At 42.4% G+C, this 13,511-nt stretch carries 12 protein-coding genes; 9 read left to right on the top strand and 3 right to left on the bottom strand.

Annotated features, from left to right (window positions below; genetic code table 11):
• Positions 1-65 precede the first annotated feature (65 nt).
• Entirely contained in the window at positions 66-980 is a 915-nt protein-coding gene (gene rarD, locus DZ860_RS16215) for an EamA family transporter RarD (RefSeq protein ID WP_120033381.1), read from the bottom strand.
• 159 nt (positions 981-1,139) lie between these two features.
• On the opposite strand from rarD, the gene recQ reads away from it, so the two are divergent.
• The 3 genes from recQ (at position 1,140) to DZ860_RS16200 (ending at position 4,154) form a co-directional block, all read left to right on the top strand.
• Complete coding sequence (recQ, locus tag DZ860_RS16210; RefSeq protein WP_120033379.1) at positions 1,140-2,978, top strand: ATP-dependent DNA helicase RecQ; 1,839 nt, start codon at positions 1,140-1,142, stop codon at positions 2,976-2,978.
• Positions 2,971-3,285, top strand: coding sequence for a DUF3630 family protein (locus DZ860_RS16205; RefSeq protein ID WP_120033376.1), 315 nt, complete (start codon positions 2,971-2,973; stop codon positions 3,283-3,285). The genes recQ and DZ860_RS16205 overlap by 8 nt, the downstream gene beginning before the upstream one ends.
• Positions 3,286-3,473: 188 nt before the next feature.
• The gene (locus DZ860_RS16200) at positions 3,474-4,154 is read left to right on the top strand and encodes a 7-cyano-7-deazaguanine/7-aminomethyl-7-deazaguanine transporter (protein WP_120033373.1); all 681 of its coding nucleotides are present in this window, start codon (positions 3,474-3,476) and stop codon (positions 4,152-4,154) included.
• Positions 4,155-4,233: 79 nt separating this feature from the next.
• Here the strand turns inward: DZ860_RS16200 and gppA are convergent, their stop codons facing one another.
• Together gppA and rhlB are read right to left on the bottom strand one after the other, a co-directional pair.
• Positions 4,234-5,724, bottom strand: coding sequence for a guanosine-5'-triphosphate,3'-diphosphate diphosphatase (gppA, locus tag DZ860_RS16195; protein ID WP_120033370.1), 1,491 nt, complete (start codon positions 5,722-5,724; stop codon positions 4,234-4,236).
• 7 nt (positions 5,725-5,731) lie between these two features.
• Positions 5,732-7,033: an ATP-dependent RNA helicase RhlB gene (rhlB, locus tag DZ860_RS16190; RefSeq protein ID WP_120033367.1), complete on the bottom strand. Its 1,302-nt coding sequence runs from the start codon at positions 7,031-7,033 to the stop codon at positions 5,732-5,734.
• Positions 7,034-7,144: 111 nt separating this feature from the next.
• On the opposite strand from rhlB, the gene trxA reads away from it, so the two are divergent.
• The 6 genes from trxA to fre all read left to right on the top strand — a co-directional run bounded on the left by trxA (position 7,145) and on the right by fre (position 12,976).
• A complete protein-coding gene (gene trxA, locus DZ860_RS16185) occupies positions 7,145-7,471 on the top strand; it encodes a thioredoxin TrxA (protein ID WP_120033364.1) in 327 nt (108 codons plus the stop codon).
• Between the two features lie 202 nt (positions 7,472-7,673).
• Positions 7,674-8,933, top strand: a complete 1,260-nt coding sequence (gene rho / locus DZ860_RS16180; protein ID WP_120033544.1) for a transcription termination factor Rho — start codon at positions 7,674-7,676, stop codon at positions 8,931-8,933.
• A gap of 104 nt (positions 8,934-9,037) precedes the next feature.
• Positions 9,038-10,033 (top strand): hypothetical protein, encoded by a 996-nt coding sequence (locus tag DZ860_RS16175; RefSeq protein WP_120033362.1) that lies wholly within the window; start codon positions 9,038-9,040, stop codon positions 10,031-10,033.
• 96 nt (positions 10,034-10,129) lie between these two features.
• Positions 10,130-11,983 carry a 4-hydroxy-3-polyprenylbenzoate decarboxylase gene (gene ubiD, locus DZ860_RS16170; protein WP_120033359.1) on the top strand — a complete coding sequence of 618 codons (1,854 nt, stop codon included), beginning with the start codon at positions 10,130-10,132 and terminating at the stop codon, positions 11,981-11,983.
• Positions 11,980-12,249: a 2Fe-2S iron-sulfur cluster-binding protein gene (locus DZ860_RS16165; RefSeq protein ID WP_120033356.1), complete on the top strand. Its 270-nt coding sequence runs from the start codon at positions 11,980-11,982 to the stop codon at positions 12,247-12,249. Before ubiD ends, DZ860_RS16165 begins: the two co-directional genes overlap by 4 nt.
• A gap of 13 nt (positions 12,250-12,262) precedes the next feature.
• Positions 12,263-12,976, top strand: coding sequence for an NAD(P)H-flavin reductase (gene fre, locus DZ860_RS16160; protein WP_120033353.1), 714 nt, complete (start codon positions 12,263-12,265; stop codon positions 12,974-12,976).
• The last annotated feature ends 535 nt before the right edge of the window (positions 12,977-13,511 follow it).

Here is a 13,511-nt window from a genome sequence, read left to right as displayed (position 1 = left end):
AAAAAGCTTGGTAGTAAATACGACCAAGCTTAACTTTCTACTATTCGATTGTCTTGTAAAAAAGTTTATTGTGCCGTGGCTACTTTTTTACTTCGGCGATTTGTCGTAATACCATCAAAACTGAAAATAACCAATGCAGCCCAAATGAATCCAAATGTAATAGCTTTATCGGGACTAAAAGCTTCACCATAAACGAGTACTGCCAGTGTAAACATCAGACTCGGTCCGATGTACTGGAAAAAACCCAGAGTGGATAGCTTTAGCCGTGTTGCTGCCCCCGTAAAGCAGAGTAGCGGTAAGGTGGTTATGACCCCTGCGGCGATTAACAAAATATTTAGTGTCATCGGATTATTGGCTAGATTTGACGTAGCAGAGTTTGCAATAAACAACAGGTAGACCGCGGCTGCGGGTAACATGATTAAAGTTTCAATAAATAATCCCGTTTGCGCATCAAGGCTGACTTTTTTTCTCAGTAGCCCATAGAAACCAAATGACATCGCCAGCGCAATTGCGACGATAGGTACGGAGCCGAAAGCAATCAACTGAACGAGAACCCCACAGGCCGCAAGCGCAACAGCAAACCACTGTAATTTACGGAGTCGTTCACCTAAAAATAACATGCCGAGTAGTACATTGACTAAGGGGTTGATGTAATAGCCTAAACTGGCATCTAACATTTTATTGCTATTAACCGACCAAATAAAAATTAACCAGTTTGCACCAATAAGAATAGACGTTGTAACAAGGTAGAGCATTTTGGGCTTGGAACGCAAAACATCTCGGACTGAGCGCCAGCGTTTACTCAGATGTAATAAACCCGCAAGTAAGAAGAAAGACCACACAACACGGTGACTTAGAATTTCTAACGGTGGTACTTCTACAATGGATTTAAAATAAATAGGTGCAATGCCCCACATAGTGTAGGCACCGATCGCAAGCAAAACGCCTTGACGAGATCGTTGTTGTTGTTCAGGTGTCATACAACATCACTTCATTTATATGTTGAACAGGATTGGTCAGTATACGAGCGCACTATAGAAACACCTAACAATTTGCGGTTTTATTCGCCACCATTCCCCACTACAATGACCCCCCTTGCGCAGGCGCGCATTGAGCATTCTTTATAACTGAGACAATACATGACCTCGACACTTTTAGCGCAATCGGCTGATGACACAATTAACACCCCACAGAGCATTCTTGAACAGGTGTTTGGCTATCAAGATTTTCGAGATGGGCAGCGTGAAGTGATTGATTCTGCGGTAGAAGGTCAAGATAGTTTGGTCATTATGCCAACAGGCGGGGGGAAATCATTATGCTATCAGATTCCCGCTTTGGTACGTTCAGGGCTTACATTGGTTATATCACCATTGATCTCTTTGATGAAAGATCAAGTCGATCAATTAAAGGCAAATGGTGTTGCGGCAGAATGTGTTAACTCCACTATGTCGCGTGAGAACTTGGTTAGTGTCTATAATCGTATGCACTCTGGATCTCTAAAGTTAGTTTATGTTTCTCCTGAGCGTGTATTAATGCGCGATTTTATTGAGCGCCTAACCAGCCTGCCACTGAGTATGATTGCGGTTGATGAAGCTCACTGTATATCGCAATGGGGCCATGATTTTCGACCTGAATATGCAGCTCTTGGGCAGTTAAAGCAGCATTTTCCCCATGTTCCATTTATGGCACTTACCGCAACAGCTGACGATGCAACCCGCAACGATATTATGAGCCGCTTGAGTTTAGTGGAACCCCATATTCATTTGGGGAGTTTTGATAGACCTAATATTCGCTATACCTTGTTAGAAAAACATAAGCCTGTCTCGCAAGTCATTCGTTACCTTGATACTCAAAAAGGCAACTGCGGCATTATTTATTGTGGTAGCCGCAAGAAAGTGGAAATGCTGACCGAAAAACTATGCAATAACCATATTCGAGCTGCAAGCTATCATGCAGGATTAGATGTTGACGAACGTGCTTATGTACAAGAAGCATTTCAACGCGATGATATTCAAATTGTTGTGGCTACTGTCGCTTTTGGTATGGGGATAAACAAACCTAATGTCCGTTTTGTCGTGCATTTTGATATTCCACGTAATATCGAATCTTATTACCAAGAAACGGGTCGTGCCGGTCGTGATGGATTGCCAGCTGAAGCGGTAATGCTTTATGACCCAGCCGATATTAGCTGGTTGCGTCGAATGCTTGATGAAAAACCGGACGGTCCACAAAAACAAGTTGAAAGCCATAAACTCAATGCGATGAGTGCGTTTGCTGAAGCACAAACTTGCCGTCGCCAAGTGTTATTAAATTACTTTGGTGAATATCGTGAGAAGCCATGTGGTAACTGTGACATTTGCCTTGACCCACCAAAACACTTTGATGCCACTCAAGAAGCACAGAAAGCACTTTCTTGTGTCTACCGTGTAAATCAAGGTTTTGGTATTGGCTACGTTGTTGAAGTGATGCGAGGAATGCAAAATATTCGTATTCGAGAAAATGGTCATGACAAACTATCCACTTATGGAATTGGTCGAGATCATAGTCATGACTACTGGGTGAGTATTTTTCGACAATTGATTCATAAAGGGTTGTTGTTCCAAAATATTACCCGTAATTCCACATTGCAATTAACTGAAGAGGCACGGCCATTATTGCGTGGCAATATGGCTCTTGAATTAGCGGTACCCCGTTTAGACACCGCGGCTCGTGCTGCTAAATCAGATAAATTATCGAGTAAAAATTACGATAAAAAATTGTTTGCGAAACTGCGGAAACTACGTAAATCCATTGCAGATGAAGATGGATTACCACCCTATGTTGTCTTTAGTGATGCCACACTTATCGATATGGCAGAAATATTGCCGATGTCTTATGGCGAAATGCTAGCAGTTAGCGGAGTTGGACAACGTAAGCTAGAAAAATATGCTGACCCTTTCTTAGATTTGATTCAGGAGCACATTACTCATAATGGATGAGCATCAAACAGAATTTGGACTTATGGAGTTTTTACCTACGGAAGGGCGGATTGTTATTCGAGCGCCTCATTTTGATTTTGATACCTTTCCTGAGTTAGGTGAACGCCTGTTACAGATATTATCGGCATCTGTTATTGAGAAACAATGCGATGCGGATATTCATTCGTGGTTGATTGATTTCGAAGATTGTCAGCTTTTTCTTAAAGCAGAACATTATAGTGAATGTGTGTGGTTTGAGGCATTAGGCGTACAAAATAGCGAAGAGGAACTTGCGTATTTAGCGTCATTGTTTGAACGCGGCTTTTAGTTTAAATGTCGCGATGATGCTCTTTTATTCACTAAACTCATACTTGCGACTCTGAGCGGTTAATGTATAATCGCTCGCCGCTCAGTTGAGCATTATTTTATTTACATTGTTGGTAAGGATTCGCTGGAATTTCTAGCTGAATTCGATTTGGGTTCCCTCGCCCCCAAACCAAATTAAAAAGGTATCGCATGAGTAACTTCACCCCTGCGCAGCAGCGCAACGCCCTTCTTTATTTAGCATTGTTTCACCTGATCATTATTGCATCAAGCAACTATTTGGTTCAGTTACCTTTCACAGTCTTTGGCTTCCACACCACGTGGGGTGCTTTCACTTTTCCGTTTATCTTTCTCGCTACTGACTTAACTGTCCGCATTTTTGGCGCAAAAATGGCTCGTAAGATTATCTTCTTAGTGATGCTACCTGCTTTAGTTGTGTCTTACTTTTTGTCTGTTGTTTTCTTTGAAGGCCAATTTCAAGGCTTAGGTCAGTTGAGTGAATTTAACTTGTTTGTTGCACGCATTGCAGCGGCAAGCTTCTTTGCTTATTTATTAGGCCAAGTACTGGATGTGTCAGTATTTAACCGTCTGCGTCAAATGAAGCAATGGTGGATCGCACCAACATGTTCAACCTTGTTTGGAAATGCAATTGATACGTTAGCGTTTTTCTCTGTTGCGTTTTACCAAAGCCCTGATCCATTTATGGCTCAGCACTGGACTGAAATTGCTTTAGTTGATTATGGCTTTAAGTTAATTATCAGCTTGGGACTATTCGTTCCTATGTATGGTGTATTGCTGAATTACTTAGTGAAAAAACTCACTGCGGTTAATCCGGAATTTAAGTTGATGGGCGTGACGAACGCAACTTCTTAGGTTATGCGATACCGACGAAAATAAAAAAGCCCGCATTAAATGCGGGCTTTTTTATTTGTTCTGAACGAGAGAGCTTTTCTTATAGAAGTTCAATGACCAGTGGCCAACCAATATCGGATTGGCGGTTAGCTTCTATTTCGAGTTCTGCTGCCGTCAATGGGTTTGCTTCAAACCATAAACGGTTAATACTTAACGTTAGGTTTTCGCCATCAGATTTTAGAATCACTTTAGGCTCTAAAGCTGGGTTACGGCGATGGGTGAGTAGCACCGCTAAACGCAACAAGCGTAAGACTCGCTTAGCACTAATCCCTGAAAGGGCATGTTGTTCCGGTAGAGAGGTCAGTTGCTCTCTATAGCGACGCGTGATCTCAGCAAGGAGATGCTTTTGAGCACGCGTGTAACCAGGTAAATCTAAGTGCTGTAGTAGATACGCGCTATGTTTTCCGCCTTGTTTGAAATCTATGGTTAAACCGATTTCATGCAGTTTGGCAGCAGTTTCTAATAAGATTGGACCTTGAGTTTCGGCGACCCATTCAGGGCTACATTGCTCAAGTAGTCGTTGAGCAAGTGTTGCGACTTGCTCGCCATAGGCGGTGTCAATTTGGTAACGATTTTGAATGCTAGTAATCGTACGAACGCGAATATCATCTTGCTTGAGTTCATCAACCATCTCATATACTAAGCCCTCACGTAATGCACCACCTGCGAGTGTCATTGAATCGATATTAAGTAGCTCAAAAATAGCAATTAAGATAGAGAGGCCACTAGGGAAAACTAATGCGCGTTCAAGGGTTAAACCATCGATATCTAACTCTTCTAGGTGATCGGCTAGCATAGCTTGTTTTTGTAAACGTTTAAGCTTTGCATGAGTGATGACTTCATCCATGCCTTGTGCCAGCATAATTTCTTGTAAAGCTTGCACTGTTCCGGAAGCGCCAACACAAACATCCCAACCTAAGTCGGTGTATTGGGTAAGGATAGGTCGCAATGTTTCTTTTGCTGACAGAATCGCGTTGTTAAAGTTGCTTTCTGTTAATTGGCGGTCTTTGAAATGGCGTTCTAGCCAGGTAACACAACCCATCTTAAGGCTTGTTAAAGCTTTGGCTTCAAATCCCTCACCAATGATGAGCTCTGTACTCGCCCCACCAATATCGACAACTAAACGTCGGCCTAAGCCTCCCGAGGTATGTGCGACACCTTTATAAATTGTTGCTGCTTCTTCTTCGCCACAAATTACGTCAATATTATGACCAAGAATTTCATTCGCTTTTTGTAGAAAAACATCCACATTTGTCGCGGTACGCAAGGTAGCAGTGCCGACAATGCGGATGTTTTTTTCAGGAATATCTTGCAGTCGCTCTGCAAAAAGACTCAAGCAGTCCCAGCCACGCTGCATGGCTTCTTGGCTTAGCGCATTGTTTTGATCTAAGCCGGCGGCAAGGCGAACCTTGCGCTTTATTTTTGCCATTGTTTGAACGCTGCCATCAATGTGACGCACAACGAGCATATGAAAGCTATTCGACCCGAGGTCGATGGCTGCGTAAAGTGGGGAAGAGACTGCTTGGCTCATAGGCGACTTAAGATTCCTTTTGTGGACGCGGACGAGAGCGGTTTGGTGAGCGACGATTATTTGAACGAGAACCACCAGTATTCGTGCGACGTTGTTGCGGACGACTTGAACGCAAACGAACTGGCGCAGGAAGATCTTGAATTAACGCGCTAGCGTCATATTCAGATACTGGAATGGTATGTTCAATATATTCTTCGATTGCTGGCAAGTTGATCGCATACTCTTCACAAGCGAAGCTGATTGAGTTGCCACTTGCGCCAGCACGACCAGTACGACCAATTCGGTGTACGTAATCTTCACAATCGTCAGGTAGATCGAAGTTAAATACGTGTGTTACTTGAGGAATATGTAGACCACGAGCAGCTACGTCAGTAGCGACTAAAATATCGACTTCACCTTGAGTGAATTGCTCTAGGATACGCTCACGTTTTTTCTGTGGAACGTCACCAGTAAGCAGACCTACACGATGTTTATCGGCAGCAAGGTGTCCCCAAACTGATTCACATTTATGCTTAGTGTTAGCAAAAATGATCGCGCGGTCTGGCCATTCTTCTTCAATAATCGTTTGAAGCAGTGCCATTTTATCTTCGTTAGATGGATAAAATAGTTCTTCTTGAATGCGGTGACCTGTTTTTTGTTCAGGTTCAACAACCACGTGCTCAGGATTGTGCATGTGTTCAAATGCCAACTCTTGAACTCGATATGAAAGCGTTGCTGAGAACAGCATGTTCAAACGCTCTTTTGGTTCAGGCATACGACGGAACAAGAAACGGATATCTTTAATAAATCCTAAATCGAACATACGATCGGCTTCATCTAGAACAACCGCTTGAATGTGGTTTAGGTTAAAGACTTTCTGCTTGTAGAAGTCGATAATACGGCCAGTTGTACCGATTAGGATATCGACACCTTCTTCCAGTTTTGAGAGCTGCTTCTCATAGCTTTCGCCGCCGTAAGCAAGTGCTGCTTTAATTCCGGTGCTTGCGATCAGTGGTTCAGCATCATTAAAGATCTGAATCGCCAGCTCACGCGTTGGTGCCATAATAATAGCGCGCGGCTGATTTGGCTTACGCCCTTCATGCTCAGGCGTGGTCATTAGGTGGTTAAAAGTAGCAGTAAGAAACGCAAGCGTTTTACCAGTACCCGTTTGGGCCTGGCCTGCAATGTCTTGGCCGGTGAGCAGTACCGGGAGCGCCAAGGCTTGGATAGGGGTGCAAAATTCAAACCCTTTTTTATCCAATCCTTCAATGATTTGGGGCTGTAAAGCCAAATCGGCGAACTTTTGCTCTGTGATGTGCGTCTTTTTCATGGGTATAGAATATCAGCTTACGCTTGCAATACGAAAGTAAATACATTCCAATAGAGCATCTAAATACTGGTTATCATCCAACCAGTCCCGAAAAATATATTGGAGTGGAAGATGAGTGATAAGATTTTGCAGTTGTCTGATGATGGTTTTGAAAACGATGTAATCAATGCTGCAGGCCCAGTTCTTGTTGATTTTTGGGCAGAGTGGTGTGGTCCTTGTAAGATGATTGCGCCTATTCTTGATGAAATCGCAGACGAGTACGAAGGCAAGCTCACTATCGGTAAACTAAATATTGACCAAAATGCTGGTACTCCACCGAAATTTGGTATTCGTGGCATCCCAACGTTATTACTTTTTAAAGATGGTAGCGTTGCAGCAACGAAAGTTGGCGCGCTGTCTAAGACTCAATTAAAAGAGTTTTTGGACGCAAACTTATAAGCAAGTAGCCAATGTAGACCGTGTATTTAACCAAATACACGGTTTTGTTTTTGAAGGGCAACAAAAGATAGACTAGGCTAGTATTTAGTGATAATTTATCGCACGTTAATTAAACAAGTATTCTCTTCTTGGTCGATCCAGAGACCAAATCCATCTTAACTAGAAAACAGATCCTATTTTGACTAAACAAGCATCTACCACCATGAATCTAACAGAACTGAAGAACAGACCTGTGTCTGATCTTGTCAAACTTGGCGAAAGCTTAGGTTTAGAAAACCTTGCTCGTCTAAGAAAGCAAGACATAATCTTCGCCATCCTTAAAGCACATGCAAAAAGTGGTGAAGATATTTTTGGCGATGGGGTTCTGGAAATTCTGCAAGACGGTTTTGGTTTCCTACGTAGCGCAGACAGCTCTTACCTTGCTGGTCCTGACGATATTTACGTTTCACCAAGTCAAATTCGTCGTTTCAACCTGCGTACAGGTGATTCGATTGCCGGAAAAATTCGTCCACCAAAAGATGGCGAACGTTACTTTGCATTGCTTAAAGTAAATACGGTAAACCACGACAAACCAGATAACGCACGTAATAAAATCCTGTTCGAAAACCTTACTCCTCTACATGCCAATGAGCGCATGGTTATGGAACGTGGTAACGGCGCAACAGAAGATATTACGGCTCGTATTCTGGATCTGGCTTCACCTATTGGTAAAGGTCAGCGTGGTCTGATTGTTGCTCCGCCGAAAGCGGGTAAAACAATGTTGTTGCAAAATATTGCACAAAGCATCGCGTACAACCACCCTGAATGTGAGTTGATGGTACTTCTTATCGATGAACGTCCAGAAGAAGTAACTGAGATGCAACGTCTTGTTAAAGGCGAAGTAATTGCATCGACGTTCGATGAGCCAGCATCTCGTCACGTACAAGTGGCAGAAATGGTTATCGAAAAAGCAAAACGTCTTGTTGAACACAAGAAAGACGTGGTTATTTTGCTTGATTCGATTACTCGTCTAGCGCGTGCTTATAACACTGTAGTTCCATCATCAGGCAAAGTATTGACAGGTGGTGTGGATGCAAACGCATTACATCGTCCAAAACGCTTCTTTGGTGCAGCACGTAACGTTGAAGAAGGTGGTAGCTTAACTATCATCGCAACAGCGCTAGTTGATACTGGTTCTAAGATGGATGAAGTAATCTACGAAGAGTTTAAAGGTACAGGTAACATGGAACTGCACCTAAACCGTAAGATTGCAGAAAAACGTGTATTCCCAGCGATTGACTTCAACCGTTCTGGTACTCGTCGTGAAGAGTTACTAACTAAGACTGACGAACTACAAAAAATGTGGATTCTGCGTAAGATCGTTCATCCAATGGGTGAAGCGGATGCAATGGAATTCCTAATTGATAAGCTTGCTATGACGAAGACCAATGATGAGTTCTTCGATGCAATGCGCCGTCAATAAAATAGTTTAAAATAAAAACGCCACTGATTGAATCAGTGGCGTTTTTGTTTGCATTCAATAGCAGTTAATCGCAAAATGGATGCGAATGTTACAAGGAGGTTAATATGCAACAAGGAATGTTGTCATCAGTTCTCCTGTCTCTGTTTCTCGTTTTTTGGCCAACCAATCTTTCCGCAACGGAAATGGAACCAGAACGCGCAGAACAATGGCTGAGAAGCGAACAGATTCACCAGAAAGTCGGCGAGTTGTTACAGTACGTCATAGAAGATAGTATTGATTCACTAGATTTTTCTTTAGAACGCCTAGCTTTACCTCAGCAAGAGGTTGCTCGTTATCTATTACTCAAAAAACTCGAACAGCAAAATATTATCTTAACGCCTAAAATGGCTATTTTTGTTGAAGAGCAAAAACGCAAGATTCCGACCTATCAAATATTAGAACGTAATGATGGCTATGAGTTTAGTGTCCCTGCCTTTAATTATCCCGCTGTCGCAAACCGTTTAATGAAACGTTGGGAACAAGATCAGTCAACGCTCGATTTTGTACTAAAAGCGGAGCGTAATGAGTTGGACCTAAAAACTTGGCTTTCAGGATCGGAATATCAAAAGAAAACCCGAGAAGCACTACTCATTCGAGAACTCGATAGTTTATCCCCCGATGCAATAATAACGCTTACTAATCAACTCACTGATGAACTCGTGACAAGCTGGTTACCATCAACTCAAGTGATGGTACGTTTGGCTCAAGTGAGCGAAGATCCTCAGGTCTATAAACTCCTTTGGTTAATGAAAACCGATGAAGTGAGTCGCGGTGAGTTGGATAGGTTAGCAATGGTGGCTGACGAATTTGCACTACAACAAATTATGTTAGCAACGCATAACCCAAGTTTAAAGCAACAAGCTTTACGCAATTTAACGCGAATAAAACCGATGAGTACTGACGTAAAAGCATTTCTAATCTCTCGGATGGCGCTAAAAGAAGATGTCACTTTTGTCGCAAGGGAATTGGCGAACCAAGGTTATACCTCATGGTTGGAAGAATTAGTCACACAGGATAAGAGTGTGAAAGACCGCGCAATTTTACAAGTTCTCTCTCCTTGATGCTTCTTTTGTTCAGGTACCCACAATAAAAATGGGGATCTGATAATTTTTCTTTTTGGTATACTGCTTGTAGTTTAACCAGCCACTAGAAAGCTTATGAGTTTTAAGGATTTACGCGACTTTATCGATCACCTTGAAAAAAAAGGCCTGCTAAAGCGCATTTCTCACCCCGTTGATCCGCATTATGAAATGACGGAAATTAGCGATCGTACATTACGTGCTGGCGGTCCGGCACTGTTGTTTGAGAACCCTATTGGTTACGATTATGCCGTATTGACCAATTTGTTTGGAACGACAGAGCGTGTGGCAATTGGCATGGGGCGCGACAATGTTCAAGAACTGCGTGAAGTAGGGAAATTACTCGCCTATTTAAAAGAACCTGAGCCACCGAGAGGGTTTAAAGACGCTCTCGATAAGCTACCAGTGTTCAAGCAAGTTTTGAATATGCCCGCAAAAAGGTTGCGAAAAGCCTCTTGCCAAGAGATTGTTTGGCAAGGAGAGGATGTTGATCTCGATAAAATACCTGTGATGAGTTGTTGGCAGGATGACGTCGCGCCATTATTGACTTGGGGTTTAACCGTCACGAAAGGTCCGAATAAGAAACGACAAAATTTGGGTATTTATCGTCAGCAAAAGCTCGGTAAAAACAAGATTATCATGCGTTGGTTAGCCCATCGTGGTGGTGCTCTTGATTTACGAGACTGGATGGAAACTAATCCTGGTGAATTGTTTCCAGTATCCGTAGCGTTCGGTGCTGATCCTGCGACGATTCTAGGTGCGGTAACACCTGTTCCTGATACTTTATCAGAATATGCTTTTGCTGGGTTACTACGTGGTAGCCGTACCGAAGTGGTTAAATCAGTGAGTAATGATCTTGAAGTCCCCGCGAGTGCGGAAATCGTAATGGAGGGCTATATAGATCCAACTGAGTTTGCCGATGAAGGCCCTTATGGCGATCATACTGGTTACTATAACGAAAAAGAAAAGCATCATGTCTTCACTATTACGCATATTACTATGCGCAATAAGCCAATTTATCACAGCACCTATACAGGACGACCACCTGATGAGCCAGCCGTATTAGGAGTGGCATTAAACGAAGTTTTTGTGCCTATTCTACAAAAGCAATTCCCTGAGATTGAAGATTTCTACCTTCCTCCTGAAGGCTGTTCGTATCGTATGGCGATCGTGACTATGAAAAAGCAATATCCTGGTCATGCCAAACGGGTGATGATGGGAGTATGGTCTTTTTTACGTCAATTTATGTATACCAAGTACGTGATAGTCTGCGATGAATCGGTTAATGCACGAGATTGGCGTGAGGTGTCTAAAGCGATGACGGTCAATATGGATCCAGTTCGCGACACTTTAATGATTGAAAATACCCCGATAGATTCACTCGACTTTGCTTCTCCAGTTGTCGGTCTAGGTTCTAAAATGGGTTTAGATGCCACAATAAAATGGGATGCGGAGCTAGCCCTATCTCACTGTGAGCCAAAAGCATTAGTCATCGACTTTGAGAAGAAGCTTGCTGAGATTAAACAAAGTATGCCGCAGATATTAGATATTTACTTACCGGAGGGGCCAACCTCTGGTGAAATGATTCTATTGTCTATCAATAAGCAAAATGTTGGTGATGGCCGTCAGGTGATTGATAATGTTTGGTCTCAACTTGAAGCGTTTGTCGAACCAAAATTTGTGATTGTATGCGATGGTGACGTCAATATTCGTGATTGGAATGATGTAATTTGGGCGGTAACAACTCGTATGGATCCTGCTCGTGATAGCCATCTTGATACTCAAACTGCTTCAGGTGTTAGCCGTATGGCATGGGATGCAACCAATAAACTAGGGAATGAAAAACTTAGAGAGTGGGGGATCCCAATCAAGAAAAACTCAGAATTAGTCGCTAAGATCGATGCTATCTGGCACCAATTGGGTATTGAATGATACATAAAGTGACACTCTTGCCTAGCAAGATAGAGTTTGATGTCCCGGCTGGACAAACGGTGTTGGAAGCTGCGCTCAACAATAATATAAGCTTCCCACATCGTTGTCAGGTTGGGGCCTGTGCAATGTGCATGTGTAAGAAAGTGTCGGGAGATATCAGTTACGAATTAGAACCGATGCTCACCGATAAAGAACAACAACAAGGCTGGATATTTCCCTGTCTAGCTCATACAGAAAGTCATTTAGTCCTTACTTTTGAAGAGTAAGCGAGAGGAAACCATGAGTATTCAATGTAAAGTAAAGTCAATAGAGCCTTTAGCATGCAATACCTACCAGATTTTGTTGCACCCTGAATCCCCTGTCAGCTTTAAAGCAGGCCAGTATTTAATGGTTGAGATGGCCGAGAAAGACAAGCGACCTTTTTCTATTGCAAGCAGCCCATGTCGTCATGAGGGGGAGTTGGAATTACACATCGGCGCAGCAGAACACAATGCTTATGCTTTGGAAGTCGTCGAAGCAATGAAAGCGGCATTGAATGATAATAGCCATATCATGATCGACGCACCTCATGGTGATGCTTGGATTCAAGAGGAAAGTGAGCGACCTTTACTATTAATTGCGGGTGGCACCGGATTTAGCTATGTACGCTCTATTTTAGATCATTGTGTTGCTCAGCAGAGGGAAAACCCTATATATCTATATTGGGGAGCTCGAGATAGTCGTCAGTTATATGCCAAACAAGAGTTGCTTGAAATTGCTAAAGCATACAGCAATATTCACTTTATTCCGGTCGTTGAAGAAACCGCTGACAACTGGGATGGTAAAGTGGGCAATGTTCTTGAAGCTATTAATGCAGACTTTGATAGCTTACAAGATTACGATATCTATATAGCGGGACGTTTTGAAATGGCGGGGGCAGCGAGAGAGTTGTTTACCCAAAATAAGCAAGCTCGTAGTGATCGTATGTTTGCGGATGCATACGCCTTTATATAGTTTTCAGGCTAAAACTCATTGGGAATAATGAGTTTTAGCTCTGTTTTTGTACGCTTTGATTGTTTATTCATCGAACGTGAGTTTTTTTGATTTTTTTTAGCAAAAACACTTGCCAAGAAAGTTCAGTTATCTATAATGCGCATCCACTGACACGGCAGATGCCACAAGGCTTCAGCGGTTAGTCTCGAGGTTTTACTCGATGAGAAAAATAAATTAAAAAAGTGTTTGACTCTTTTAATTATCTCGTTAGAATTCACCTCCGCTTCGAAAGAAAAGTTTCTTTTAAAGCAACGCTCTTTAACAATATAAACCTATCAATCTGTGTGGGCACTCGTTGATGATAATCCAATAAGTTTTTGCTTAGGCAAAGACTGTTTCTTCGGAAACAAATTGGGTTCAATGAACTGAGTGACCAATACRAATAATGACTTTCTCTTGTAGAAAGAAGTTATTTGGCACAGTCAATTCATTACCATTCTGTTGGAATGGTAATAGCTTTAAAATTACTTCTTACTTTCGAGTAAGGACAGTTTTG

The organism is Vibrio sinensis (assembly GCF_003605645.1).
In the GTDB taxonomy this organism is placed as follows: domain Bacteria; phylum Pseudomonadota; class Gammaproteobacteria; order Enterobacterales; family Vibrionaceae; genus Vibrio; species Vibrio sinensis.
Note: the sequence above shows the minus strand (reverse complement) of the source record. Positions and strands in the feature narration are given on the sequence as shown.